This is a genomic window from Cytobacillus eiseniae (assembly GCF_017874625.1).
GTDB classification, from domain to species: domain Bacteria; phylum Bacillota; class Bacilli; order Bacillales; family Cytobacillaceae; genus Cytobacillus; species Cytobacillus eiseniae.
The window spans coordinates 22,458-49,448 of the sequence record NZ_JAGIKZ010000007.1; the positions used below are offsets into that span (position 1 = coordinate 22,458).

Below are 26,991 nucleotides of genomic sequence, written 5' to 3' on the forward strand. Positions count from 1 at the left end.
GTATGTAAAAAGGATAAATTTGTGCGGTAAGCCCACATAGAAGGTAGAGGTTAAATGTATGCAAACGGCAATAACGATTATATTGATGATGATCATTGGTGCAATTATTGGAGGTTTTACAAACTTTGTAGCAATTAAAATGCTCTTTCGGCCATATAAAACATTGTATATTGGCAAATGGAGAGTACCTTTTACTCCAGGTTTGATCCCAAAAAGGCGGGATGAGCTTGCAGAACAAATGGGAAAGGTTGTCACTCGCCATTTATTAACGTCAGAAGGGATTAAGAAGAAATTCCTTAATGAAGGCTTTCAAAAAGAGATGACAGGTTTTGTACAGAAGGAACTGGGGAATTTTCTTGCAACAGAAAAGACACCAGCTGAGCTGCTTGCTATTTTTGAGGTGACAGATGCTCATTTGAAAGCAGAAACGCGTATTCACGCATTAATTGAGAAGAAATATGAAAGCTTGCTTGAAAAATATCGACATCAACAAATAGAGGAAATCCTTCCACCCCATTTATTGGAAAAGTTAGAAGCGAAAATTCCTGTTGTTAGCCAATTTATTCTTCAAAAAGGAAGGGATTATTTCTCTAGTCTAGAAGGAAAGCTGCGAATTCAAAGAATGGCAGATGATTTTCTGAATGAAAGAAGCGGTGTGCTTGGAAATATGATGCAAATGTTTTTAGGCAATATCAATCTCGCTGATAAAATTCAACCGGAAATTATTAAGTTTCTAAGCAATGACGGAACGGAAGAAATGATTACGACGCTACTTAAAACGGAATGGGAAAAAGTGCTTGAATGGGAAGTAGCAAAGATCGAGGAACAATTTAAAAAAGAGGAACTACTAGAGATGATCAAAGGCAGTGCAACTAAATTGCTTGGCTTGGAGCAATTATTCCAAACACCTTTATCACAATTAACGGCCTCATTCCGCACTGAATTAGTTGATACAATAGCACCTAAGGCTGTTGGGCTTTTCGTTGATTTCCTTGCTGACCGAATGGATGTTTTAATGGAGAGGCTTCGTCTGCAAGAAATCGTTCGTCAGCAAGTAGAGAATTTCTCAGTCGAACAGCTCGAGGAAATGGTCTTGACGATTATCAATAGAGAATTAAAAATGATTACTTTCTTAGGCGCATTACTTGGAGGGGCAATTGGATTCATTCAAGGGATGCTTGCGATTGTAATGAATTAAATCGGTCATTTCTCGCATTCCTGCACATAGTTTGTTATAGTGTAAACATTCTATGGAAAATAAAGGAGTGTAAAATATGTCAGTAAACCTATATGATTCAGCTTACGAGCTTGAAAAAGCTGTACGACAAAGCGAAGAATACAAAAATTTAAAGCAAGCATATGATGAGGTGAATGCGGACGACTCAGCGAAAGGCATGTTCGATAATTTCCGCAATATCCAAATGCAGCTGCAGCAGAAACAAATGATGGGCGAAGATATTTCAGAAGAAGAAGTTATGCAGGCGCAAAAATCGGTTGCACTTGTACAACAAAATGCAAAGATTTCTAACTTAATGGATGCTGAACAGCGTATGAGCATGATCATTGCTGAAATGAACAAAATTATTATGAAGCCACTTGAAGAACTTTACGGTTCAGTAGAATAATGAGTAGCAGAAAAACAACCACTTCTTGACTGGAGAAGTGGTTGTTTTTCATTTTGAATAAGTATGTGAATGAATTAACTTTTGCCATTGCTTACTGTGTAGCTTTAGCGCCTATCACCTAGCAAACTTTAGTTCCTTTTCTTGCGATAAGTCAAGCACGGTATCGCTCAAGCTCACCATGTTTCTTTATCTCAGTCGTGAACCTTCCAGTTTGTACGGTGATGACCAATTCGCTACTGCTTTTCTAATTTAAAATCGCCCGCCAAGCTGTTGCTCAGCCATTTGAACGAGACGTTTCGTAATTTCTCCACCAACTGAACCATTTGCTCTTGAAGATGTTTCTGGGCCAAGATTTACGCCAAATTCTGATGCGATTTCTACCTTCATTTGATCAAGTGCTTGAGAAACTCCTGGTACTAAAAGCTGATTTGAACTGTTGTTACTTGCCATGTAAATCATCTCCTTTGATGTTTTAGTTGAAACATTTCTATTATTTAATTCAATAACACTATCTATACGTTGTTTATAATGGTAATTTTTTCATAAACAAAGGCTGTTTTCGGAAACATTGTTGCTATTTCACACATAATTGGTAAAGGTTGATTTCCACTTCAGGTTGCTCCCTTTCCGCGGGGTGGGCGCTGAGCCTCCTCAGAGCATCCGCTCCTGCTTAGGTCTCAGCTGTCCCACGCATCCCGCAGGACATTGAGTAGGCTTCTTAGAATTCACACCGCACGAAGGAAATGCGACAGCATTTTCGAGGATCTCGCACCTTACGCTCCAATCAACCGACCTAGTTGGTAAACCATTCATTCTAACAATTGTTTTAATAACAACATACTTTTAGAAAAGAGCATAATCAAAAGTTTTCATTTGTCATTGTCCATGTCCTGTTCTATTCCTTTTCATTTTTTCATAAAAGTGTAATAGAGACATTTACATCAGGAATAGGGGGCAGTCAGATGATCTATCGACTTTTAGCAATAAATATTGATGGAACTCTCCTTCAATCAAGTGGAAGGCTTCATAAATCGACGAAAGAAGCAATTGAATATGTGCAAGATAAGGGGATTTATGTCACCTTAGTTACTTCAAGAAGCTATCCATCTGCCAAAAAGGTAGCGAAAGCATTAAAAATAAATTCACTTCTCGTTGCACATAGTGGTGCGTATATTGCGGGTCCACATGAAAAACCAATCTATGTACAACGGATTGTTGAAGATGTAACGTATGAAATTGTCCGCTTACTGGAAGGGTTTCAATGTCAAATCCGATTAGTGCATGAGAAATATGCACTGGCAAATAAATCAAGGCTAAACCATAATATGATGGCAAAAACCGTGTTCACTTCAGGCGATCCGATTTTTTATTCTCAGCAATTTGTTGAGTCGATTAGTGAGACGATCTTAGAGGAGCCTGTAACCCCATCGAAAATTGAAGCGTATTTTGAAGATGCAGAGGACTTGAATGATGTCAAAGCAGCCATTCAAGGAACATTTGGTGAAGTAGATATTGTCCAATTAAATGAGCTGCGGTTTGATATTATGCCTGCTGGTGTTTCGAAGCTAAATGGACTGTTATATTTAGCGGATCATTTAGGAATTGCTCGAAATGAAATGGTTGTTATTGGCGATGGAATCGATGATTTACAGATGATTGAATCCGCTGGATTAGGCGTAGCCATGGGGAATGCTCCGGTCGAAGTGAAACAGGCAGCAGACTGGGTTACACGTCCAAATGATCAGCAAGGCGTGACTTATATGGTGAAGGAGCATTTTAGAAAACAGCAGCCAATCGAATTTTTAAAGAAAATGAATTTATTAAAATAGATTGTCAATTGACCTCGAATAGGCAATTCTGTACACTAAAATAGATTATATTATGATCATAAGAACTACCATCCTTTATAAGCTGATGGTAGTTTTACTATTTTTTATAAAAGGTGATAATTTTGCGAATCTCTATTACTGGATTAGCGGATGAGAGGTACCATCGTCCACTTCGGCTAATCGCTAACTTATTTTTTGAAGAATGCATTGTTTCATTAACTCCTCAAAAAGAGCATGATCTATCGATTGCTTTTACGGTTCAGCTTACTGAAACAATTCATGTTGAAGGTGTTTTAATAGATAAAGAAGGCACGAAAGAAAAGGCAACATATGAAAAAGCACTTATGCCTGCTAGTAATGATAAAGAACATTTCAAGCAAGTGAAAAATGCGGTTGCACATGTGTATTTGACGATTCTTCAAGAGTGGACAGGCATCACGCAAAAATGGGGAATTCTTACAGGGATTCGGCCAACTAAGCTTCTTCACCGTCAAATGCAAAAGCAAGTCCCAAAATCAATCGCTCATCAGCAATTAAGAGAAGAATATTTAATTACTGATGAAAAAATCGAGCTAATGCAGCAAATTGTCGATCGGCAGCTTTCTGTCATTCCAGATCTATATGATCTTCAAAAAGAAGTAAGCATCTATATTGGCATCCCATTCTGTCCAACAAAATGTGCGTATTGTACATTTCCAGCATACGCTATTAATGGCAGACAAGGCTCGGTAGACTCCTTCCTTGGTGGTCTTCATTATGAAATGAAGACGATTGGCGAATGGCTGAAGGCAAACAATGTGAAAATCACGACTGTTTATTATGGTGGAGGCACACCGACTAGTATTTCGGCAGAAGAAATGGATATGCTTTATGAGGAAATGTATGACTCCTTCCCTGATGTGGAGCATATTCGAGAGATTACGGTTGAAGCGGGCAGACCCGATACGATCACACCGGAAAAGCTAGAGGTGCTGAAGAAATGGCATATTGACCGGATAAGCATCAACCCTCAGTCCTATACGCAAGAAACATTGAAAGCAATTGGCAGACATCATACCGTGGAGGAAACAATCGATAAGTTCCATCTAGCAAGAGAGATGGGCATGAATAATATTAATATGGATTTGATTATTGGCTTGCCTGGTGAGGGTGTAGAAGAGTTTTCTTATAGTTTAAATGAGACAGAGAAATTAATGCCAGAATCACTCACTGTTCACACACTTTCCTTCAAACGGGCATCAGAAATGACGAGAAATAAGGATAAGTATAAAGTAGCGGATCGAATGGAAGCAGAAAAAATGATGAACATGGCTGAGTCTTGGACGAGGGAGCATAACTATGCACCTTATTATTTATACCGGCAGAAGAACATTCTAGGGAATCTAGAAAATGTAGGCTACTCGCTGCCAAATCAAGACAGCATCTATAATATTTTGATTATGGAAGAACAGCAAACGATCATCGGCATTGGCTGTGGAGCCGCAAGTAAATTCATTCATCCAGAAACCGGGGAAATCACTCATTTTGCTAATCCAAAAGATCCAAAAACATATAATGACAGCTTTGAAAAATACACAGAAGATAAAATCCAACTATTAAATGAACATTTTAATATACAGGAATCCCGTGCCTAATGTTTGGCAGGGGATTTTTTTTGAGTGAAAAAAGAGAGAGGATGCTGGAGGATTGTAAATGATGTAGCAACAACTTTATGTCAGATAGTATTGCAGTTTACATGAGTTTTTTACCAAATAGGAATGAACGATCAACTTGAGTTCAAGGATAATTAGTTTGTTTATTCAAGTAAAGAATCAGGTAAGCACATGGAGTAATAGGAAGATAGATAAAGGGAGTTTAACTTTTACAAAAAGTTAACAAGGTCTTTTTCCCTTACTTGTTGACTAAATAAAATAAGAGTGATTAATTTAGTTAAGAGATTACATACAAATTAACATTTTAAAGGAGATCCATATGAAATGGTGGAAATTGTTTCTACTGTGCTTACTAACCATATTTTTAGTCAGCTTAACGGTTGAATTAATAAAAAAACTTTCTTAAGACCCATGCAACAAATGTTTTATTGAAAGATGAAAAGTAATTTTTGCGTTTCTACTATAAGTAGAGACGCACTATTTTTAATGGAGTTATGCAATTGTTGCCAGAAAAATATACAAGTGAAATTGATTGATCTTTTTTAAACAAACGCATGCAATCTATTAATTGAAACCTAAATAGTTATAAGGTAAATCGAAAAAATTGCATATGAACATTGTGGGAGTAAAGAAAATGAATATTACAACAGAAAGATTAGAAATACGAAAATTTACATATGACGATTGGCAAGAAGTCTATGAGTATACATCTGATAGCAATGTTATGAAATATATACCAGAGGGAGTATTATCTGAAGTAGATACTAAAGAATTTGTCAGTAAAAATAGTCGTGAAAATGCTGAGAACTTCCCTGTTCTGTTAAAGAAAGAACAAAAGTTGATTGGTCATATTGTGTTTCATAAGTATTTTGGTGAGCATACATATGAGTTAGGGTGGGTGTTCAATCCGACATATTATAATAAAGGGTATGCATCTGAAGCTGCACATTCTATATTGAAATATAGTTTTGAGACAATGAAATTACATAGAATTATAGCGACTTGTCAGCCTGAGAATATTCCATCCTATCGAGTGATGGAGAAGATTGGGATGAGAAGAGAAGGCTTTTTCAAGAAGTGTATCCCTCAAGGAAACGAGTGGTGGGATGAGTACTATTATGCAATTTTAGATGAGGAGTGGAGGGCTTCACCTCAGCAATTATTGAGGAGTTAGTAATAGGAGTACTTTTATTTAACCATAGCCCTGATTCCGATCAAAAGTAGAATAGATATTTAAAATATCAGCGAGTAGTGCTATTAATAAAATGAAGGGAAGCTCAAAACTGCTTCCCAAAGTACAGATTCATTTTTTGCATAAATTACTGTATTTTCTCTTTTGTTAATAGCTGAAAGATTTCCTTGTTTTGTGCAACTTGTATTTCGGTATTTCTCTTAATCTGATAAATCCATAGTAAAAGAAATACGATGGATACTGGTATAGCAATTGTAAACAACAAAGATAGTAAGCCTATTGCGCTTGTTGCAGCCATGTTCGTCCCCTCCTTTGTAAATTTTACCAAACTTGAGGAGGGTTTCGATATAAAAAAACTAGTTATTTTTTGACAAATTATTAATGATGAACGATGTACATAATTTTGAGTTTTGATCATTTTAATAAAGGAGCTAGCAAAAACTCTTAGAAATGCTCTAGATTAAGTATCTGAAAAATACGCAGCCGTTATTTGGTGGTGAACAAATTGAAAATAAATAATCCTAATAGAATCCATATTATTGGTTCAGTGGGCAGCGGTAAAACCACATTAGCCAGAAACTTATCAAAAAATACCACATACAGCATTATGAACTGGATAATGTAGTATGGGAAAGACATAGAACAGGTGACGTAAGAAGAAATGATAAAGATAGGGATCACTATTTGGACCAAATAATTAGTAAGAAGAGATGGATAATCGAGGGTGCTCACAATCTTAACTGGGTTAGCAACAGTTTAAAGAATGCTGATTTAATTATCTTTTTGGATACACCGTATTACACTCGGATATGGAGGATCACAAAAAGGTATTTGAAACAGTTGATTGGAGTTGAATCAGCTAACTATGCTCCAACATTTAAAATATTTAAGAATATGTTTAGATGGAATCATTTTTTTGAAAAGAAAAGTAAGGCTGAGATTATAAAAATGTTCCAACAAGATAAGATGAATGCAATTATCGTAAAGGACCAAAAAGAACTAGATCAATACTTCAACTAATGATGGAATGGTTTGATGCTGCAGATGCATCTATAGAGAGAGGATATAAATGTTCATTCAAAATGGAAAATTAAACGTTCGTAAATTGGAAGAAAAGGACAAATATCTGCTAGCCAAATGGCTTTCAGACCCCTTAGTTCTAGAATTTTATGAAGGCAGGGATCATCCTTTTGATTTAGATCAAGTGAATAAAGTTTTTTATGCACCTGAAGATGATGAAGTAAAATGCATTGTTGAGTATGATGGCAATGAAATTGGCTATATCCAATTCTATCTGTTAAATAATGAAGCGAAAAAAGAATATGGTTATTTGAATGAAATTATTTACGGAACAGATCAATTTATTGGCGAAGTAGCATATTGGAATAAAGGGATAGGTACATTGCTTGTTTCAACAATCGTTACTTTTTTAATCGAACAGAAAAAAGCAGACCGGGTAGTTATGGACCCTCAATCAAGAAATACTAGGGCAATAAAATGCTATGAGAAATGTGGGTTTAAAAAAGTGAAAATCCTTCCCAATCATGAACTTCACGAGGGGAAATATCAAGATTGTTGGTTGATTGAGTATCGGGTATGAGAGCGTTGAGCAAAAGAAAAATAAGCGGAGAAATTCCGCTTAAATGCTGAATGAAGCCTGTTTTAGGTGAAATAAGCGGAATTTTTCCGCTTATTCAATGAAAAATCGACCATTATTGAACTTTTCGTAGAAATAGACGGAATTTTTCCGTCTATTTCTGTCTTTTTTATTAAAAATTACGAAATAAGCGGATTTTTTCCGTCTATTTATCTGCAAAGTTGCTCAACTAGATCCCCTAATCAATACGTGCATATATTCGAGATCCTAGATAAGCAAATTAGCAATATTCGATTTCTACCATAGATAATCATGATCATTGATTCTACAATTTACCCTATTTTGATAGTGCTTTTAACAAGTGAACAATAGCTGTTTAAAACTATGCTACATCTGTATCTATTTTCGATAGTAAAACGTAGTAATCCTTATATAACCAGAAGTAAGAGGAAGTATCTGCTAATTCACATACTGAAACACTAGTTCTTTTCATACGAATGCATGTTACGTGTTCTGCCTGTTTCTCAATCGATAATAAAAAAACGTTACTAATGAAAAATCGAGAACAATAACTGAAAACTCTGATAAAATTAAAGGGTTTTTCACTTAAAAAGAGAATAGTAAAGGTACAAATAATCATAGACTTCTTTGAGGAATGAAAGCGCTTTATTAAAAGGGAGGAATCAATATGATGATGCAAACACCTTTGACAATGACGCAGATGATCAATCGTGCAGAGAAGTTTTTTCCAAAGAAAGAAGTGGTATCAAGAACAGCAAGTGGCATTCAGCGATTTACATACAAGGAGATAGCCGCGCGTGCAAAAAGATTGGCGGAAAGTCTCGAAAAGCTTGGCGTTGAAAGAGGAGGGAAGGTTGGGACACTTGCATGGAATCATCACCGCCATTTAGAAGCTTACTTTGCGATTCCTTGCAGTGGGGCAGTCCTCCATACGATTAATATTCGCCTATCTCCACAGCATATTGTCTACATTATTAATCATGCAGAGGATAAGGTGTTATTAATTGATGCAGATTTATTGCCATTGGTAGAAGCAATTAAAGATAAGATCCCTACAGTAGAAGCATTTATTATTATGACAGATGAACCTGAGCTTCCTGCTACTACGCTTTCAAATGTGTATCATTATGAAAAGCTGCTAGAAGAAGCAACAGGAAATTATCAATATCCAGATGATTTAGACGAGAATTCAGCGGCTGGGATGTGCTATACATCTGCAACAACTGGAAACCCAAAAGGAGTGGTCTATTCTCATCGTGGAATTGTTCTTCATAGCATGGCATTGGGAATGGCTGATAGCGCGGCAGTGAGTGAAAAGGATATTGCGATGCCTGTTGTGCCAATGTTCCATGCTAATGCATGGGGATTGCCGTTTGCGGCGGTATGGTTTGGCACGAATTTGGTCATGCCTGGGCCATATTTTACACCACAGCTTTTGGCTGAACTCATTCAAAAGGAAAAGGTGACGATTACAGCAGGAGTGCCGACGATTTGGTTAGGACTATTAAAAGAATTAGAAGAGAACTCATATGATATGACTTCTTTACGAGGTGTCCTTTGCGGAGGGGCGGCTGCACCAAAAGGGATGATCAGGGCTTTCGAAGAGAAGTTTAAGATTCCGTTCATGCATGCATATGGCATGACGGAAACAAGTCCATTAGTCGTTATTTCTACGCTGAAAAGCTATCAGGAAGAGCTGCCTTATGAAGAACAATTGGATATTAAAGCGATGCAAGGAATTCTCGTGCCAGGGCTAGAAATGAAGGTCGTTGGAAAAGATGGCGATGTTGCTTGGGATGGGAAGGAAATGGGTGAGTTTGCTGTTCGAGGCCCTTGGATTGCCTCCGAATACTATAAGGATGAAAGAACAGCTGAAGCTTTCAAAGATGGCTGGCTCTACACAGGGGATGTGGTCACGATCAATGAAGAAGGCTTCATGAAAATTGTTGACCGGACAAAGGATCTAATTAAGAGCGGCGGTGAATGGATCTCCTCGGTTGATTTAGAAAATGCGTTAATGGCGCATGAAGCCATATTTGAGGCAGCTGTGATCGCTGTCCCACATAAACAATGGCAAGAGCGTCCAGTTGCATGTGTTGTTTTAAAGGATGCTTATAAAGGAAAGGTCGAAAAGGAAGAGCTCTTAGCATTTCTAAAGCCGCAGTTTGCCAAATGGTGGATTCCAGATGACATTTTATTCTTTGACGAAATTCCAAAAACATCTGTTGGAAAGTTTTTGAAAATGGCATTAAGAGATCAAGTTCATAAGGAATACGCAAGTACAAATAAATAATTGCTTAAAAATCGACTGCAAATATTTTTGTGGTCGATTTTTAATTTTACTTTAGGCTCAATTTTAATAGATTGTTGATTTTGAAATCAATCTTTATCAACTATATTATAAATGGCAACATCGTTAGTGAAAACAGCTGCCATAATTAATTATTAGAATTTTACGAATAAAGCTTTTTAAAAATAATATTATTTATTATAATGAGGGAGAGAGGTGGGAATATTATGACAATTAAAGCAGAAACAGAAACATTACAATTAACGATAAACAAACGAGTAGCGACGGTTGAATTTAATCGGCCAGAGTCATTGAACGCATTAAATGTTGAATTATTGAAGGGTTTAGCCTCCATGTTAAAAGAATTGAGTCAATCGGAGGAAATTGAGATTGTCGTGCTGAAAGGAAAAGGACGAGCATTCTCTTCAGGAGGAGATATAAAGACGATGCTTCTTGACGCATCTGAAGCAGATTTTCCAATCGTCATGGATTACATAAGTGAGGTTGTATTAACCCTTTATACGATGCCAAAGCTGACAATCAGTGCAATTACTGGAGCAGCGGCAGGGCTTGGATTAAGCATTGCCTTAGCGACAGATTATGTAGTGGCTGATAAAAATAGTAAACTAGCTATGAACTTTATTGGCATTGGATTGATCCCTGATGGCGGTGGACATTATTTCATGGAAAAATGCCTAGGCGAAGACAAAGCAAAACGAATGATTTGGGAAGGAAAACCGATCACAGCTGAGGCAGCCTATGAGCTAGGACTCATCCAGGAAGTAGCAGAACCAACATTGGAGGAGGCAGTAGAAGCGAAACTAGCTCAGCTTCTAAATAGTCCGATTCTTGCAATGATCGAAACAAAAAGGATATTTGCAGAAAAAAATCGTCCACAGCTATTAAGAGTGCTAGAGTTAGAGAAGGAAGCACAGCGCAAAATGAGACAAACGAAAGACCATCAGGAAGGCATTCAAGCATTTCTGGAAAAGCGCAAGCCTGTTTTTAAAGGAGAATAGTATGTAAAAAGCAAAGAATACGAGAATGTAAGAAGTTCCAATCATATGGAGAAAATGTGTAAACCAAACAGAACGCATGGATTTCAGTGCCAAAATCCATGCGTTCTGTTTGGTTTCCTCAATCCCATACTTGATGTCGTTTCCACTTTTTGCGGACCATGAGTACGTTATTATCATAAATCAGGCTATTTTTGAGAGTTTTCGGACACTTGGTATGTTATTTGCTAATAATTAGGTGAAAACAACATCTTTCAGATAAATAACGGAACGTATATCCGGTGAAAATGCAAAAGTACAATTAATATTGCAAATAGCGGAACCTGTATCCTGTTAATTATGCATTGTGCTTAGACTGCTCTTCGCATTTCCTGTAAAGCGTGATTGATCCAGACTAGCATCCTTATCGATGAAATAAAATAAGCTTACCAGCAGGGGATGTGCAGCGATGTGTTTTTTCAGAAAATCCCTTTTCTTCGAGTTGTTTTTCACCAATTGCTTTTGCTTCCTCATCATTACCTGCTTGAAAAGCTTCATCAAGAAGTTTTTCTCCATTTGCTTCAAAGACGGTTAATTTATACGATTTCATTTGCTTTCACCTCTTATTATAAAATTCAGATAGTTACTATTATTCTCGCATAATTTTAACAATGATGTAAAGAATTATTTATATCATAGAAATTTGAACCTTTTTGTTATTTAAAACGTATATGTAATTGCAAAAGAAAGGAGTGTTTTTTTTATGGGATTAAAGCTAGAGCAAGTAACAAAGCGTTTTGGAAGTTTTACAGCAGTTGATGATCTCTCGATTACCATTCCCGAAAAGGAGATGTTCGGTTTTCTAGGGGCAAATGGCGCAGGAAAAACGACAACATTTCGGATGATTCTCGGTTTGCTTGATGCAAGTAAAGGGAGCGTTACTTGGGATGGAAAGCCAATTAATTATTCAACAAGCCCAATTATTGGATATTTACCAGAAGAGAGAGGGCTGTATCCGAAGCTAAAAGTAAAGGATCAAATTGTCTATCTTGCTCGATTACGTGGCATGCATAAGCAAGATGCATTAAAGGAGCTTACATATTGGCTTGATCGTTTTAAAGTTCCTGAATATGCAGATAAAAAGGTAGAAGAGCTTTCAAAAGGAAATCAGCAAAAGATTCAATTCATTACAGCCGTCATTCATAAACCAAAGTTATTGATTCTTGATGAGCCGTTCAGTGGATTAGACCCTGTGAATGTGGAGCAATTAAAGGATGCCGTATTGGAATTGAAGCAAAATGGAACAACGATCGTGTTTTCTTCTCACCGAATGGAGCATGTGGAGGAAATGTGTGAGCATCTATGCATCATGCATAAGGGAAAGCCTGTTGTTCAAGGTTCTTTAAAAGAAATCAAACGATCATTTGACCGGAAAAACTTAGTTATTCATGCTGATTTTGATTTGGATTTCTTGAAAAATGCTTCTGGGGTGAAGCGCTCAAAACAAACGACAGAAGGCATCCATCTGCAAATTGAAGGGGAAGAAATTGCCGAAAGAATTTTGAAAGACATCGTTGGAAAAGGATTTATCCGCAAATTTATGCTTGAGGAGCCTTCATTAAACGATATTTTCATCGAAAAGGTAGGTGCTTCCTATGAATAATTTCTGGGTTATCCTTGGACATACTTATTTTAGTAAAGTTAAAACGAAATCATTTCTAATTACTACTCTCATTACGCTAGTTTTAATTATTGCGCTTACAAATATGTCACAAATTATTGACATGTTTACTAGCGATTCAAAAGAAGAACGAATCGCTGTAATGGATCAATCAGGAGAGCTATTTGAACCTTTACAAGAGCAGTTTAAGTTGTTGAATGAGGAAGTGCAGTTAGAACTATTTGAAGGATCTGAGACGGATGGCGAAACAGCAGTGAAGAATGAAGAGTTTGAAGGCCTTCTTATTCTCTCTCTTAATAATGAAGGTTTGCCGGACGCCGCATATAAAGCAAGAAGTGTGGCAAATTCAACGCTCCCTGGACAATTACAGCAAAGTCTTCAACAAATAAAGATTCAAGTCTCTGCATCTCAGATTCATTTAACACAGGAACAATTAGGGAAATTATATGAGCCCGTTTCCTTTAGTAAAGTAGCTCTAGAGGAAAATGCGAAAACGGCAGAGGAGTTAAATCAAGCAAGAGGGCTTGTCTATGTACTGCTATTTGTTATTTATTTTGCAGTGATTATGTATGCGAATATGATTGCCATGGAGGTAGCGACAGAAAAGTCATCCCGTGTCATGGAAATTCTAATTTCGAGCGTTTCACCGATTCAGCAAATGTTTGCGAAAATTATTGGGATTGCGCTCTTGAGTTTGACACAAATGGGCTTTTTCTTAATTGTCGGCTATTATTTTGTCAAACGCAATTTAGAATCAATGGAAGGTGGATTTTTTGAGTTTTTTGGCTTTGGAGATGTACCAGTTCAGACGATTGTTTATGCGGTTGTATTCTTTATCCTAGGGTATTTTCTATATGCGACATTGGCAGCATTCCTTGGTTCATTAGTAAGTAGAATTGAAGATGTGCAGCAGATGATTACACCGATGACGATGATGGTTGTTGCTGGCTTCCTTATTGCCATGTTTGGTCTGAACCAGCCTGAAACAACATTTATTACAATTACATCCTACATTCCATTCTTCACGCCAATGCTCATGTTTATGCGTGTAGGCATGCTAACTTTGCCGACATGGGAGCCATTGCTTGGAATCGCCATCCTAATTCTATCCATCGTTGTTCTAGCTATTTTTGGTGCAAGAGTGTATAAGGGCGGCGTGTTAATGTACGGAAAATCAAGTTCCTTTAAAGATGTGAAAAAAGCACTGCAATTAACGAAGAAAGATTAATCATTTTTTAAAGGAATGTAATCAATCTATGTGAAAAATGACGTATGAATGAACATACGTCATTTTTTTTTTGTTTAGGAAATTATAAAATCGCACGTTGTGTATAAAATTTAAATAGTTTTTTCTACGTCCAGCTTCACAAGGAATACTTCGGCAGCATATTCATCGCACGAGTATAAGTGTACTTCTTATAGGAGGAGCGCCTATCGCCTATCAAACTTCAGTTCTCCTCCGCAACGATTGCGTCAAGCACGGTATCGCTTACACTCACCGTGTTTCCTTTATCTCAGTCGGAGACCTTCCAGTTTGTACGGCGAGACCTTAGGCGCTTCCGCTTTTTTTTGCCAATGAAACTAGTCAGCAAACTATGCTATAATGAGTAGCCTATGATTTTGTGTATAAATAAACGGATGCCTAAGAAAGCCTCCGTCTAGTAATCAATTATGGAGGTATAAGTGAATGAATAAGCGATGGTCAATTAATAAAATTAAAGAGTTTGTTGAGAAAAATTCAGAAAGTAAATTGCTGTCAACTGAGTATCATGGTTTTTCTCAAAAATTACAATTTCAATGTGCATGTGGCAGCCAGTTTGAAAAAACATTTACGAAATTTAAAAATAATCACCAACGAAAATGTGATGTGTGCCAGCCGCCTAAAGAGTCACGTTAAATAGTTAGCAAAAAATAGCGCCAAGTTCTCTTTAATAGAGGCTTGGTGCTATTTTTTTAAGGAGAATAAAGGGCAAACATATATTTTTCTATGGGATGAGAAATTTTATAATCGCACATTTTTTATAAAATGTGAATAGTTTGTTCTACGTCCAGCTCCACAAGGAATACTTCGGCAGCATATTCATCGCACGAGTATAAGTGTACTTCTTATAGGAGGAGCGCCTATCGCCTATCAAACTTCAGTACTCCTCCGCAACGATTGCGTCAAGCACGGTATCGCTATCGCTTACCGTGTTTCCTTTATCGAAAGAACCAGTCCTTCCAGTTTGTACGGCGATGATCAAGGCGCTTGCGCTTTTGTTCCTAAGAACGTGCATTCGCCTTTGATATCGGTTAAAATGGTAAAAAAGAGCGTGAAAGGAATTTAATATGAAGAAGTTGACTTTTATTCATGCCGCTGATTTGCATTTGGATAGTCCGATGATCGGCCTTAAGCATTTGCCACAATCAATATTTCGAAAGCTACAGGAAAGTACATTTGAAGCATTACGCACAATTGTTGATCAAGCAATTGTTCTTCAAGTTGATTTCGTCATTTTGGCAGGGGATTTATTTGATGGAGAGGACCGAAGTGTGCGAGCACAAATTAGGTTTCTTAAAGAAATGGAAAGATTACGAGCGCATAATATCGCCGTTTTTGCTGTCCATGGAAATCATGATCATTTAGATGGGGAATGGACCTATTTGCCAATGCCTGAAAATGTGTATATTTTTCCTCAGGAGATGGATGTGAAACGGTTTGTGACAAATAAGGACATTTCGATCAATCTGTATGGCTTCAGTTATCCAAAACGACATGTATACGAACGCATGATTCAGTACTATACAAAAAAGGAAGATGCTGACTTTCATATCGGGATTTTGCATGGACAAATCGAAGGAAATCGTGAGCATGGGAATTATGCACCGTTTACAGTAAACGAATTGCTGGAAAAAAACTTTGATTACTGGGCGCTCGGGCATATCCATAAACGGCATCAATTGCATGCGGAGCCTCCTGTTATTTATCCTGGCAATATTCAAGGGAGAAATCGTAAAGAGACTGGAAAGAAGGGCTGTTATTATGTACAGCTTACAGACATGGATGCCCAATTGCAATTTATTGAATCATCGTCTGTATTATGGGAGGAAGTAATGATTAATGCTTCTGCTATCAAAACATTTCATGAGCTATATCTCTTATGCAGAAAGGAAATGGAACGATATCGGGCAGATAATCAAGGAACAATTCTAACAATAACAGCTGAAAATATCGATATGCCACAAGAGGAATATAAAAGCTTAGTGAATGGTGAGCTACTGGACATTTTACAAGAGGAAGAAAAAGGGGAAGATGCATTTGTATGGGTAGCTTCTCTCAACATAAAAGAAAAAGAAGAATGGACGCTTGAGCAATTGATGAATGAATCGGACTTCTATTATGAGCTCATACAAACAGCTAGACATTATGAGCAATTAGATCAGCGAATTTCAGCTCTATTTGATCACCCGTTGGCTCGAAGGTATGTGGATTCATTCACAGATGAAGAAAAAAGAAAACTAGCAAATGAAGCACAAACAGTACTATTACATCTAATTTATAAACAGTAAGCGGGGTGACAATGTGAAAATAACGGAACTTCATATATATGGCTATGGCAAGCTCACAGATTTGAAAATAGCTAATCTGCATGAATTTCAAATAATATATGGGGAAAATGAAGCAGGAAAGTCCACGATTATGTCATTCATACATAGCATGTTATTCGGTTTTCCAACAAAACAGCAATCTGAGCTTAGATATGAACCGAAAGAGGGAGCAAAATACGGAGGGCAGCTTACTGCTGAATTTCCAGCTCATGGAAAAGTTGTTATTGAGCGAGTGAAAGGGAAGGCGGCAGGAGATGTTAGTGTTCGATTTGAAGATGGGAGAACGGGAGAGGACGAATGTTTAAAGGATCTTTTGTCTCATGTAGATAAGACTCTTTTTCAATCAATTTTTTCATTTAATATCCATGGCCTGCAAAATATTCATCAAATGAAGGGCGATGATTTAGGTCGATTTTTATTTTCAGCAGGCGCATTAGGCACGGATCAGCTTTTACAAGCAGAAAATACACTTCAAAAGGAAATGGATTTACGCTTTAAACCGAATGGAAAGAAGCCTAGAGTGAATGAAAAGCTAAGAGAGTTAAAACAGCTGCATCAAGAATTAAAAAAGGTAGAGCAACAAAATGATCACTATTGGAAGCTTCTAAAAGACAAAGTACATATAGAGGAAGAAATCAAAAAGGTCCAGGGGATTCAGCATGATTTATACGCAGAAATAGCTCGTCTAGAAGCATGGAAGCAAGTCCAGCCGATAAAGGCAGAGGAAAGAATGATTGAAAAAGAACTTGAATCTTTTAGTCATATCCAATTTCCAGTCGATGGACTAGCTAGATTGGAACGTTTTGAAGAGATGATGAAGCCACTTGAAGGGAAAAGAGCAAGCTTAGCTTCGAGGGTGAATCGTTTGGAAGAAGAAATTAAAAACACTGCTCCAAATGAATCAATATTAAAAAAAGAACACGACATTCATGTCGCAGCAGAAAGCCTCGCCCTCATTGAGAAGCTAAGGCAAGAGGAGGAGGAATTAAAAGCGAGGCTGCAGCTATTATTGCAAAAAGAATCAGTGATTAGTGAAAAGCTGCATTTGACTTTTCAGGAAGATGAAATTCTCTCTATTGATACGAGTATGTTTATGAAAGAAAAAATAGCTCAATTAGAAGAGGAATACAAACGCTTAAAGGCAAGGAAATATGATTTAGATGATCGCTTTAACGAGGACAAACAGCTGCTTGAAGAGATTGAAGAGAAAATACAACAAGTAAAAAGAAACTGTCTGCCAAAAGAAAAGAGAGCATTGCTTGAGGAGAAAGTAAAAAGAGCTAGCCAAAAGATAGGAATCGAGCAGGAAATGAAGCAGCTAGATAAACGACATACCTCTCTTCTTCGGGCACAAAAAAAGGATAAGGATAAAAGAGCACGAAAGAAGGGGCAGGAGCGCATTCAATTTGTTTTATTTTGTATGCTTTTTCTTCTCCTGCTAGGATGGGGAATCAGTGTTGCTGAATGGATGATTGTAATGATTGGAGCCATTGGGATCGCCTTTTCCATCTTGCTGTATTTTAAAAAATCGACTTCAGCGAATAATGACTTTTTCATCAATGAAATCGAGGAAGTGGAAGAAAGAAAGAAGCAGCTCATGCAAATGATGAGTGAAGGAGATAACTATTCTCGATTTGAAAGAGAAATAGCTATTGATAATGAGTATTTGCAGAAATGGCAGCAATATAAGATTTTTTGGGAACAAAGAAATGAGCAATATGAAAGAACCGTATTGGCATTTGAAGCATGGGAAAGAGAAATGATGGAACAGGAAGGGAAGATGGTAGCGATGGGGGCTGCCCTGTCGCTTCCTAGGGATCTCGCTCTTCATTATTTAGCAGATGCTTTCCAACTGATAGAAGAGCAAAAACAACTATATAAAGAAAAAAAACTCGTCCAGCAACAGCACCTTGAAGTTTGCAGTCGATTGGACTTATTATTGAATGCGATCCAAATGCTAGGAGACGATTTATTAGAAGCAAAAGGAATGAATCCACAGGAAACTGTTTATTTATTAAAGAAGGGAGTAAAGGAAGAAACAGAAAAGCGGATTATGATTAGTGAAAGAAGAGAAAAGCTCGTTGAATTAGAAGAGGAGTTAAAGAAGCTGATCACAGAATGGGAGTACTATGAGAAGGAGCAAAGCATCCTCTTCCAGCTTGCTGAAGCAATAAATGCAGAGCATTTTCGAGAAATTGGCCATTTAGCGGGAAGAAAGATGGAATGTGAAGATAGGCTTAATCAACTGAAAAGGCAAATGAAACAATCCGTTTTTAGTGAAAAAGAGCAGGAAACGTATTTGAGCCTTTCAAATATAGATGCAACCCTTCAAGAGAAGAAGGAACAATTCACTCAATTAAGGGAAAAGCTGCCTCTGTTACAGCAGGACCTCGCACAGAAAAAGATTCAGATTGAGTCGATCGAAGAGGGAGGATTGTATGCAGATCTGCTACATAAGTATAAGCAAATGAAAGCAGAACTTAATGATGAGGCGAAGGACTGGGCAAAGTATGCGATGGCAAAGGAGATCCTCGAAAGGACAATTGAAACATTTAAAAATGAGCGAATGCCAAAAATGCTTGAAAAAGCCGAAGAGTTCCTTTCCTTTTTAACGGATGGAAGTTATTCACGCATCTATTCCCAAAAGGATAGCAGTGGCTTTTTAATTAGAAGCAAAAACGAGCAATTATTTGAAGCAAATGAGCTTAGTCAAGCAACAAGAGAGCAAGTATATATCTCCTTTCGCTTAGCATTAGCAGAGACAATTTATGAGAAATACTCTTTTCCGATCATTATTGATGATAGCTTTGTTAACTTTGATTATAAGAGGACAGAGAAAGTAATCAGTTTATTGAAGAGTCTAAAAAACAGACAGATCCTCTTGTTCACTTGTCATCAGCATTTACTCCCTTCCTTTAAGGAAGAGCAAATTTTATATGTTAACCATGAAACGACTGCAGCACAGATGACTGGTTTGTAGGAAAGAGATATGATCTTAAAGAGATGGCCAACGTAAAAATACAATATGGTATACTATTTTCATAGAAGGGAGAGTTGGTGAACGTATGTCGAAGGGAATTATTTATTACGATGTGGGAGAACAAATAGATCTTTTTTTACTTATTAAAACGGCTACAAAAGGAATTGCCAGCAATGGAAAGCCATTTATGACTTTAATATTTCAAGATAAGAGTGGGGAAATAGAAGCAAAGCTTTGGGACGTATCAGATGGAGATGAAAGTAGCTTCAGCCCTGAAACGATCGTTAAAGTGACTGGAGATATTCTAAACTATCGTGGCCGTAATCAGCTAAGAATTAGACAAATTCGAGTGGCTTCACCTACTGATTCTGTTAAGCTTGCAGATTTCCTTGAAACGGCCCCATTAAGTATTGATGAAATGACAGAAAAATTGACACAGTATATATTTGAAATGAAAAATCCAAGTATTCAGCGGATTACAAGGCATTTGATTAAAAAGCATCAGAAGGCATTTTTGGAATATCCTGCTGCAACGAGAAATCATCATGAATTTGTGTCTGGACTTGCCTATCATGTCGTCTCGATGCTTGATTTAGCAAAAGCGATCGCTAGCCTGTATCCAAGTCTTGATAAAGACCTTTTATATGCTGGTGTGATCCTTCATGATTTAGGGAAGGTGATTGAGCTTTCTGGACCAATCTCAACCGTCTACACAGTGGAAGGCAATCTCCTAGGCCATATTACGATTATGGTTAATGAAATTGGCAAAGCGGCGGACGAGCTTTCGATTTCAGGTGAAGAAGTGCTCGTTCTTCAGCATTTAGTTCTTTCCCATCATGGGAAGGCAGAATGGGGCAGTCCAAAACCGCCACTTATAAAAGAAGCTGAAATGCTTCATTATATTGATAATTTAGATGCAAAAATGAATATGCTTGACGGGGCACTGGAAAGAGTGAAACCAGGAGAATTTACTGAAAGAGTATTTGCACTAGACAACCGTTCCTTTTATAAACCAACCTTTCATAAATAAACAAAAGAAAAACAGCTGCATTCCCATTAGGGTGAGGTAGCTGTTTTTTTGATAATAATGGTAAGCAATAAACATAATTTTATCGTACAAGCATAAATTGAAAGTAAGAACGGATAAACTTTCATGTGAAGGAGGATGAACCCGATGATGACGATCCCATTCTGGGTTTATTTTGTAATAGTGGGGATTCTTATTAGTGCGTATATGGCGGTTAAATCAGGCAGGGAAGAACGTGAAATGGAGAATGAAAGCATTGAACTTGAAGGCAGAGTCTACATGGAGAGGCTTGAGAAGGAAAGAGAGGCAAGGCGGGCAGGTTGAGCATAATAAAAAGGTTCCTCTAAAGGGAACCTTTTTATTTGTATGAAAGCAGTGGATCACTCTTTCTCAGTGCTGCTGCTTAAGATTTCTTTTAAGTCTTTATCATTAATTTTCACATTTGCATCTTTTAGTTCACGTTCCATTGCTTTATTAATTATTTCCCCATCAAGCTTTGAAACTTTCACATCATATTCAATCTGTTCCTTCATGTCTTCAAAAGCCTGCTTCTCTTTTTTCTCAGTTGTTTGAATAACATGGAATCCATGCTGTGATTGAACAGGTGCACTAATTTCGTTCACATCTAATGCATAGGCTGCTTCTTCAAATTCAGCAACCATTTGTCCAGGACCAAACCAACCAAGATCGCCGCCTTTAGCTGCTGAGCCTGGGTCTTTTGAATACTCAGTTGCTAAATCCTCAAATTTAGCCCCTTCATCAAGCTTTTTCTTTACTTCCTTCGCTGTATCTTCATCTTCTACTAAGATGTGACGAGCCTTAATTTGTGGCTTGAAGTTTTCATAGTAATCCTTTAATTCTTCATCAGTTACTTTTATATCCTTAATTGCTGCTTTTTCTTGCATGAGACCTGTTTTAAAAGTAGCTTTCAATTCTTCCTCGTCTTTATAACCGTACTGTTGTAAGGCTAATTCGAAATTGTCGCCAAGCTGTTGCTTTAACTCGTCGATTTTTTCATTTAGTTCTTCATCCGTAATTTTATATTTCTCTGAAAGAACCTTTTCATAGACAAGCTCTCTTAAAACTTGCTCACCAATCTTATCTTTCATTGAATTATAAAGCTCGTCCTTTGAAATATCGCCTGCTTTTGTTTCAACAATTACATCTTCTGACCCGTTTGTGCTATTACATGCGCTTAAAGCCAATACGCCAGCTGTAATTGAGAGGGTAATTATCCATTTCTTCATGTTGAACACTCCTACCTGAATTTATCGATATAAGATTTGATTTCACAAAACTTACTATACCATAAATGTGTGGAAGAACAAAAATAATAACACATTGTTACTAGCAGAAATTAGGTAATTACCTATTCCTAATTAATAATCCATTCATATGATAATAAGAAAACTGCTTCAAAGATATATGTTTTATAAGAAATTTCAAAAAAACGTGATATACGCCTATTCGTTTGGGGCATTAACTGAATAGGATATGTTAGCAACATGAAAGGAGGGTGTTCTCATGGGTGCAGGATACGGCGGAGGTTTCGCGCTAATCGTAGTGCTTTTCATTTTATTAATCATTGTTGGCGCAGCGTGGTTATAATAAAAAGCTAAAGAATGAGAGCAGGCAGCGGTGAATCATTTCCGCTGCCTGTTCTTATTCTTTAGTCAGTGCTCTTTCATTACGTATATAGAATTTCAACAAATGAAGAGATTAGAAGGATGGTGACTAAAATATTGATCGTACGAAACACTTTTGGTTGTCGCTCTTCAGGAATTTCCTTTTGAAGACAAAGGGAATTTGTCATTTTGTTAATATTATATAAAATAAATACAGAGAAAATTATAAAAATGAAGATCATTGAAAATTCCCTCCTTAAAATAGTCTTTTACTAGGATAGGACCTGCATATTTATATGTTACTTACAATATCAAAATTCGCCGAAAAAAGATAGTATTTAAGATTTGCTGCTATGGAGTAAAATTTCTAAGCCATCTTCATTCTCTTCAATATATGACCGATTCGGTGCAGTAAGCACATTTTTAGCTTTCACAAAATCAGAGTAACAAAGGCCAACATGAAAAGCTAGTAAAATGGTAAAATAATGTACATAATGAGGAAAGCTAAGACAAGCTACAATCAAAAGGCTATTTATTACTGTAAATGGTGTAAATAATGCAATAATGAAAGACCATTTTGTAATTGGTTCATATACTTTTATTTTGACAATTGGGATCATCCAGTATTTAAAAGTGAGTGATTTTCTAACTTTATTTTTAAGGTAAATAATAGGCAAATAATGCAAAAGTTTATGCAATGGATACATGATCCAAAGGCTGATTATAAACAATAAGAAATAATTATCATAAAAAGAAGTCGTTGCAAACAAATATTGTGCAGGAACATAGATCAAAATAAAGGTAATAAGCATAGTTAGGACAGACATAATGAAAAGTCTTTGATCGCCATTATGTTTGTACATATTAATTGTTTTCCAGCAATTCATAAGTATCACACCTCCAAAAGGTGAACGGGTATTCTTCAAAACTTACTAAGATACTTTACGATGAACGAAGGAAAAAATCAATAGGTAAAACACGTAGATTTTGTCGTTGAAAATGGCTAGATTTAATTGTATTTTTGTGGTTTTACTTCATGATCGGAGGAAGTAAGTGGATATTCAAAAGATAGTAGAAAAAATTCAAAAGTTAGAGTATCATCAACAACTATTATTGAAAGTAATCGAAAATAATCATTGTTGTTTTTATAAATTAATCGTTGAAAAGTCGCTAGGGGAAAAGGAAGTAAAAGAATTTGAAGAAAATTGTGAAAAAATGAGCATGAAAATGGAAGAACAAAAAGCGGAAGGATTGGTTTACTTTCATCCGCTTTATATCGAATTTAAATCTCTTTTACACCCAGTTTTTAAAGCTGAAGACGTAATCATGGCTTGTATAAAACAGAGGTTATATCTTCCATTAATGGAGGAATTAAGAAAATATTTTTGATTATTTAGACACTTTCTTGTAGGGAGGTGTCTTTTTTACAAAGCCTTCCGTCCTCTTCGACAAAATCATTTTCTAAGTTAGCAAAGGATTTCTCAAAGATTTCCATGAAATCATCGCCATATACATTCCTGACAATGGCCATAATTTCTATGACATCAGGGAATTTGCCATACAATTCTCGAAGTGGCTTCGCACCAGAGTATACGGCATTTTTATCAGGCTCAAATGATTCCATCAGTTTCAGTAAGACTTCCTCACCTTCTGCAGTCAGTTCAATATACGTATTCCTTTTATCACTTTCCTTTTTAGAAAACTTAAGCAGGCCTCGTTCTTCAAGCTTTTTAGAAAAGTTAAACGCGGTTGAAACATGCATGACTCCAAACTTGGCCACATCTGAAATGGAGGCACCTTTTAAATGGTAGGAAATCATTAAAATATGGTGTTCATTAATATTTAAATCATAAGGTTTGATCCACTGCTGCCAATCCTTTTCAATAGTTTTCCAAAGTGCTTTACTTAATTGAGCAATTCGCTGGCTAAAAATCATTGCTTCTTTCATCGAATACAATTTATCGTTCATAAAGTTTCATTCACCTACTTTTTAAATTATCTAATAACATTATGCCAATAAAACAATAATTAATAAAGATATAAAAATACAAAATTTTTAGAAATTATTTCATGTGCGAATGTATTTATACGAAGTAATCAATAATTAAATAAAATAAACACTTGAGTGATCATCAAATTTAAATGATTGATCCAAATATAAAAGAGCAAGCATTCACTTTATTAATATATTTGTTTTCGGCTTAAAAATAAAAAATCCTTCTTTTTTTTATAAAGAAAGGATTTTTATTTTATAAATTGGAATATTTTATCAATTTTTTTGCACGTTTAAGCTTTTTTCGAGTTCCTGTATGGCGTTTTCAATTTCTTTTAGTTCTTTTTGAAGCTCCTGCTGATGTGGAAGAATGTCTTTCTTCCAACTGCTAATCGATTGTTTGACATCAGCTGAAAAAGCAATAATTTCCTTCGTTCCCTCTTTTGAAGCTGTAATTGTCGTGCTCTTTATGTCAATAAATTTATCTTTAAGATCAACCAATTGATTTTGAAGAGATCTGCTCCTTTCCTGCAATTGTTTGCGAGTGTTTTTCCCTGATGCAGGTGCAGATAATAATGTACTGATTCCTGCAGCTGCCCCGCCGATGAAAAATCCTAATAACAATGATTTCAATTTCATTATGATCACCTCTCTATAGTAGATTTTACTATATGTTGTTAAGAAATCCTTCAAAAATTGTGAAGGATTTATCGCAAATTTTTCTAATCAGTCCAATAGATGATTGTTCAGGCTCATATGATCGGTGGAACAAGCATACATTTAACTAATGACTATATGTTAAGTGAAGATTATTGATCATATATTGCTTCTAAAGGAGTGGATGAACCCCGATGTCAGGTATCATAACAGCTATTTATACAATTGGAATCTTATTATTAGCTGGTGGTGTTCATTTCTACTTAGCTATAAAAAAGCCTAGGGTATACCCTCCAAAACATATTTTAAGAAAGAGAGCTACCGCATTGGGAGCAGGAGGGATTTGTTTATTGCTACTTGGGATTATCATACATAGCTTTCAATAGAATCTATACAAAAATGTCCCAAAAGAAATTCTTTTGGGACATTAAACTATTTATTTTGGTATGACAACGGATTGCTTTGTCAGGTTTGTTCTTTTCATGATGGACTGTGCAATTGGGTATAAAATAATCATTGTAATTGTATTCACGAGGACTGCTGGTAAGACAACCAATCCAAATAATACGGTGAAAGGTCCTGGCAATCCTACAATAAGAAAGGCAGATGTTAAAAATACAATACCAGAAATAAGGGTACCAACTGCAGTTAAAACAGCGGCACTTATCATTGATTTATTAAACTTCTGTACCAATAGGAATAATCCAAAAAATAAAGCAGCAGTCACTGGCTTATCGATTATGTTTGGAATGAGTCCACCTGGAAAGGTAGTTGTCAGCCCAGAAATAATTCCTGTTGATAATGATAAAAGAAGTACACTCTTAGCATCGGGAAAAAGAATAATCCCTAAAAACATCATAGTCAACATCATGTCAGGCTTCATGCCTGCTCCAAATCCAGGCATTACAGCATGCAATACGGCACCCATTCCCACCAAAAGGGATAAGGCAACAAGGTTTTTCGTTTTCATCTTCTCAACTCTCCTATTCTCATCTCAGCTATTTGTTTCTCCTACAGTGCACTCATTGCCTGCAGCGAAAAACTTGTAGTAATTATAACATATTGTTCACAGAATAAAAGTATAAATTTTCAGTAATTACTATTTATTTTTTATCGCAAACATAGTTGCTAATTAATACTTAATTGGTAAAGGTTGATTTCCGCGCACGTGTGCTCCCTTTCCGCGGGGTAGCCTCGGAGCATCCGCTCCTGCGTAAGTCTCAGCTGTCCTACGCATCCCGCAGGATATTGAATGGACTTCTTGAATTCACACCGCACGAAGGAAATGCGAATGCATTTTTGCGGAGTCTCGCACCTTCCGCTCCAATCAACTGACCTATTTTGTAAAGAAAAAGGCCATAATTTTTTAGTGGGTATTACAATTTGCTTTTTATGCCATCAGCAATTTCTTGTAATGCTTCGGAGGTATATTCTGATTGATGTGATTTCCAGACAGCACCAAAGCCATCGCCGCTTCCATATCTCGGGATCAGGTGCATGTGATAATGAAAGACGGTTTGTCCTGCCGCTTCTCCTGTATTTGTGATGATGTTCATTCCAACTGGGTTGAATTCAGCTTTAATCGCATTAGCCAGCTGTGGGACAACCTCAAAAATATTTCGGGCGGCTTCAGGGCTTAAATCATAAATATTTTCATTATGTATTTTAGGGATAATTAATGTATGTCCTTTAGTGATTTGGCTTATATCAAGAAACGCGAGTACATGTTCATTTTCAAATACTTTTTTTGAAGGAATATCCCCATTAATAATTTGACAAAAAATACAATTACTCATTTGAAACAACCTCCTGCATTAGTTATTTTTCCCTTATATTAACATAGTTGAGAAAAGGTGAAAAGGCAGGATCCGCGTGGAATCCTGCCCTCGTGAAGGGGAAAGCTTCAGTTTAAGACGTTTTTAATTACAGGTTATTCCCTTTGATAAACACCTCATTTTTAGATGATTGTGTTTACTTCTAGAGACTTTCGATCTTTGTTCAAGCGAACCATCCCCTATATCTTTATATGTTTTTTACAACGTATAAAGCAGGATCCTGTCTTTTACAAACACCTCATTTCAAAGTGTGAGTTAGACCACCAACGGGTTAGGCGATCAGAACGGAAGATCTTTCGGTTAATGTGCATACTTTGCCCAATGTAACCATCCCCTTGATTTTAAACGTATGAAGCAATTCATGAAAGTGATTTTAGCTGTCTGCGACAGACACCTCATTTCAA

General features: G+C 36.6%; 28 protein-coding genes. 18 read left to right on the top strand and 10 right to left on the bottom strand.

What is annotated here, in order from left to right; translation table 11 throughout:
* The first annotated feature begins 58 nt into the window (after positions 1 to 58).
* Positions 59 to 1,198, top strand: a complete 1,140-nt coding sequence (locus J2Z40_RS07940) for a DUF445 domain-containing protein (RefSeq protein ID WP_066392557.1) — start codon at positions 59 to 61, stop codon at positions 1,196 to 1,198.
* A gap of 76 nt (positions 1,199 to 1,274) precedes the next feature.
* Positions 1,275 to 1,625, top strand: a complete 351-nt coding sequence (locus tag J2Z40_RS07945; protein ID WP_066392559.1) for a YlbF/YmcA family competence regulator — start codon at positions 1,275 to 1,277, stop codon at positions 1,623 to 1,625.
* A 249-nt stretch (positions 1,626 to 1,874) separates the two neighbouring features.
* Here J2Z40_RS07945 and J2Z40_RS07950 read toward each other — a convergent pair whose 3' ends face one another.
* Positions 1,875 to 2,075 carry an alpha/beta-type small acid-soluble spore protein gene (locus J2Z40_RS07950; protein ID WP_066392561.1) on the bottom strand — a complete coding sequence of 67 codons (201 nt, stop codon included), beginning with the start codon at positions 2,073 to 2,075 and terminating at the stop codon, positions 1,875 to 1,877.
* Positions 2,076 to 2,587: 512 nt separating this feature from the next.
* Here J2Z40_RS07950 and J2Z40_RS07955 point away from each other — a divergent pair.
* The 3 genes from J2Z40_RS07955 to J2Z40_RS07965 all read left to right on the top strand — a co-directional run bounded on the left by J2Z40_RS07955 (position 2,588) and on the right by J2Z40_RS07965 (position 6,280).
* Complete coding sequence (locus J2Z40_RS07955) at positions 2,588 to 3,454, top strand: Cof-type HAD-IIB family hydrolase (protein WP_066392563.1); 867 nt, start codon at positions 2,588 to 2,590, stop codon at positions 3,452 to 3,454.
* Positions 3,455 to 3,576: 122 nt separating this feature from the next.
* Positions 3,577 to 5,088, top strand: a complete 1,512-nt coding sequence (locus tag J2Z40_RS07960) for a coproporphyrinogen III oxidase (RefSeq protein ID WP_066392565.1) — start codon at positions 3,577 to 3,579, stop codon at positions 5,086 to 5,088.
* Between the two features lie 652 nt (positions 5,089 to 5,740).
* A complete protein-coding gene (locus tag J2Z40_RS07965; RefSeq protein WP_066392567.1) occupies positions 5,741 to 6,280 on the top strand; it encodes a GNAT family N-acetyltransferase in 540 nt (179 codons plus the stop codon).
* A gap of 145 nt (positions 6,281 to 6,425) precedes the next feature.
* On the opposite strand, the gene J2Z40_RS07970 is transcribed toward J2Z40_RS07965, so the two are convergent.
* On the bottom strand, positions 6,426 to 6,596 hold the full coding sequence (locus tag J2Z40_RS07970) for a hypothetical protein (protein ID WP_162840472.1): 171 nt from the start codon (positions 6,594 to 6,596) through the stop codon (positions 6,426 to 6,428).
* A 771-nt stretch (positions 6,597 to 7,367) separates the two neighbouring features.
* Here J2Z40_RS07970 and J2Z40_RS07975 point away from each other — a divergent pair.
* The 3 genes from J2Z40_RS07975 (at position 7,368) to J2Z40_RS07985 (ending at position 11,225) form a co-directional block, all read left to right on the top strand.
* The gene (locus J2Z40_RS07975; protein ID WP_066392568.1) at positions 7,368 to 7,898 is read left to right on the top strand and encodes a GNAT family N-acetyltransferase; all 531 of its coding nucleotides are present in this window, start codon (positions 7,368 to 7,370) and stop codon (positions 7,896 to 7,898) included.
* 685 nt (positions 7,899 to 8,583) lie between these two features.
* Positions 8,584 to 10,209, top strand: a complete 1,626-nt coding sequence (locus tag J2Z40_RS07980) for a long-chain fatty acid--CoA ligase (protein WP_066392569.1) — start codon at positions 8,584 to 8,586, stop codon at positions 10,207 to 10,209.
* Positions 10,210 to 10,433: 224 nt separating this feature from the next.
* The gene (locus tag J2Z40_RS07985; RefSeq protein WP_066392570.1) at positions 10,434 to 11,225 is read left to right on the top strand and encodes an enoyl-CoA hydratase; all 792 of its coding nucleotides are present in this window, start codon (positions 10,434 to 10,436) and stop codon (positions 11,223 to 11,225) included.
* Between the two features lie 400 nt (positions 11,226 to 11,625).
* Here the strand turns inward: J2Z40_RS07985 and J2Z40_RS07990 are convergent, their stop codons facing one another.
* Entirely contained in the window at positions 11,626 to 11,811 is a 186-nt protein-coding gene (locus J2Z40_RS07990; RefSeq protein ID WP_066392572.1) for a YhzD family protein, read from the bottom strand.
* A gap of 153 nt (positions 11,812 to 11,964) precedes the next feature.
* Between J2Z40_RS07990 and J2Z40_RS07995 the strand changes: the two genes are divergently transcribed.
* The 7 genes from J2Z40_RS07995 to J2Z40_RS08025 all read left to right on the top strand — a co-directional run bounded on the left by J2Z40_RS07995 (position 11,965) and on the right by J2Z40_RS08025 (position 20,801).
* Positions 11,965 to 12,864 (top strand): ABC transporter ATP-binding protein, encoded by a 900-nt coding sequence (locus tag J2Z40_RS07995; protein ID WP_066392574.1) that lies wholly within the window; start codon positions 11,965 to 11,967, stop codon positions 12,862 to 12,864.
* Entirely contained in the window at positions 12,857 to 14,110 is a 1,254-nt protein-coding gene (locus J2Z40_RS08000) for an ABC transporter permease (protein WP_066392577.1), read from the top strand. Before J2Z40_RS07995 ends, J2Z40_RS08000 begins: the two co-directional genes overlap by 8 nt.
* A 459-nt stretch (positions 14,111 to 14,569) precedes the next feature.
* Positions 14,570 to 14,779, top strand: a complete 210-nt coding sequence (locus J2Z40_RS08005) for a hypothetical protein (protein WP_066392580.1) — start codon at positions 14,570 to 14,572, stop codon at positions 14,777 to 14,779.
* 431 nt (positions 14,780 to 15,210) lie between these two features.
* Positions 15,211 to 16,431: a metallophosphoesterase family protein gene (locus J2Z40_RS08010; RefSeq protein WP_066392586.1), complete on the top strand. Its 1,221-nt coding sequence runs from the start codon at positions 15,211 to 15,213 to the stop codon at positions 16,429 to 16,431.
* A 13-nt stretch (positions 16,432 to 16,444) separates the two neighbouring features.
* Positions 16,445 to 19,450, top strand: a complete 3,006-nt coding sequence (locus J2Z40_RS08015; protein ID WP_066392588.1) for an AAA family ATPase — start codon at positions 16,445 to 16,447, stop codon at positions 19,448 to 19,450.
* 85 nt (positions 19,451 to 19,535) lie between these two features.
* A complete protein-coding gene (yhaM, locus tag J2Z40_RS08020) occupies positions 19,536 to 20,480 on the top strand; it encodes a 3'-5' exoribonuclease YhaM (protein WP_066392591.1) in 945 nt (314 codons plus the stop codon).
* A gap of 147 nt (positions 20,481 to 20,627) precedes the next feature.
* Positions 20,628 to 20,801 carry a sporulation YhaL family protein gene (locus J2Z40_RS08025; RefSeq protein WP_425351382.1) on the top strand — a complete coding sequence of 58 codons (174 nt, stop codon included), beginning with the start codon at positions 20,628 to 20,630 and terminating at the stop codon, positions 20,799 to 20,801.
* 56 nt (positions 20,802 to 20,857) lie between these two features.
* Here J2Z40_RS08025 and J2Z40_RS08030 read toward each other — a convergent pair whose 3' ends face one another.
* On the bottom strand, positions 20,858 to 21,724 hold the full coding sequence (locus J2Z40_RS08030) for a peptidylprolyl isomerase (protein WP_066392595.1): 867 nt from the start codon (positions 21,722 to 21,724) through the stop codon (positions 20,858 to 20,860).
* Positions 21,725 to 22,001: 277 nt separating this feature from the next.
* Between J2Z40_RS08030 and J2Z40_RS08035 the strand changes: the two genes are divergently transcribed.
* On the top strand, positions 22,002 to 22,085 hold the full coding sequence (locus J2Z40_RS08035) for a YjcZ family sporulation protein (RefSeq protein ID WP_064503397.1): 84 nt from the start codon (positions 22,002 to 22,004) through the stop codon (positions 22,083 to 22,085).
* A 79-nt stretch (positions 22,086 to 22,164) separates the two neighbouring features.
* Here the strand turns inward: J2Z40_RS08035 and J2Z40_RS08040 are convergent, their stop codons facing one another.
* Together J2Z40_RS08040 and J2Z40_RS08045 are read right to left on the bottom strand one after the other, a co-directional pair.
* On the bottom strand, positions 22,165 to 22,344 hold the full coding sequence (locus tag J2Z40_RS08040) for a hypothetical protein (protein WP_066392596.1): 180 nt from the start codon (positions 22,342 to 22,344) through the stop codon (positions 22,165 to 22,167).
* Positions 22,345 to 22,440: 96 nt separating this feature from the next.
* The gene (locus tag J2Z40_RS08045; protein WP_066392597.1) at positions 22,441 to 22,989 is read right to left on the bottom strand and encodes a DUF3267 domain-containing protein; all 549 of its coding nucleotides are present in this window, start codon (positions 22,987 to 22,989) and stop codon (positions 22,441 to 22,443) included.
* A gap of 166 nt (positions 22,990 to 23,155) precedes the next feature.
* On the opposite strand from J2Z40_RS08045, the gene J2Z40_RS08050 reads away from it, so the two are divergent.
* A complete protein-coding gene (locus J2Z40_RS08050) occupies positions 23,156 to 23,491 on the top strand; it encodes a DUF1878 family protein (RefSeq protein WP_083953856.1) in 336 nt (111 codons plus the stop codon).
* 4 nt (positions 23,492 to 23,495) lie between these two features.
* On the opposite strand, the gene J2Z40_RS08055 is transcribed toward J2Z40_RS08050, so the two are convergent.
* Positions 23,496 to 24,071: an HTH-type transcriptional regulator Hpr gene (locus J2Z40_RS08055; protein ID WP_066392598.1), complete on the bottom strand. Its 576-nt coding sequence runs from the start codon at positions 24,069 to 24,071 to the stop codon at positions 23,496 to 23,498.
* Between the two features lie 300 nt (positions 24,072 to 24,371).
* The gene (locus tag J2Z40_RS08060) at positions 24,372 to 24,734 is read right to left on the bottom strand and encodes a YtxH domain-containing protein (RefSeq protein WP_066392604.1); all 363 of its coding nucleotides are present in this window, start codon (positions 24,732 to 24,734) and stop codon (positions 24,372 to 24,374) included.
* A gap of 212 nt (positions 24,735 to 24,946) precedes the next feature.
* Between J2Z40_RS08060 and yhzF the strand changes: the two genes are divergently transcribed.
* Complete coding sequence (gene yhzF, locus J2Z40_RS08065; protein WP_066392605.1) at positions 24,947 to 25,138, top strand: membrane protein YhzF; 192 nt, start codon at positions 24,947 to 24,949, stop codon at positions 25,136 to 25,138.
* A 50-nt stretch (positions 25,139 to 25,188) separates the two neighbouring features.
* On the opposite strand, the gene J2Z40_RS08070 is transcribed toward yhzF, so the two are convergent.
* Complete coding sequence (locus tag J2Z40_RS08070) at positions 25,189 to 25,722, bottom strand: tryptophan transporter (RefSeq protein ID WP_066392606.1); 534 nt, start codon at positions 25,720 to 25,722, stop codon at positions 25,189 to 25,191.
* A 406-nt stretch (positions 25,723 to 26,128) separates the two neighbouring features.
* A complete protein-coding gene (locus J2Z40_RS08075; protein ID WP_066392607.1) occupies positions 26,129 to 26,548 on the bottom strand; it encodes an HIT family protein in 420 nt (139 codons plus the stop codon).
* Positions 26,549 to 26,991: the final 443 nt, after the last annotated feature.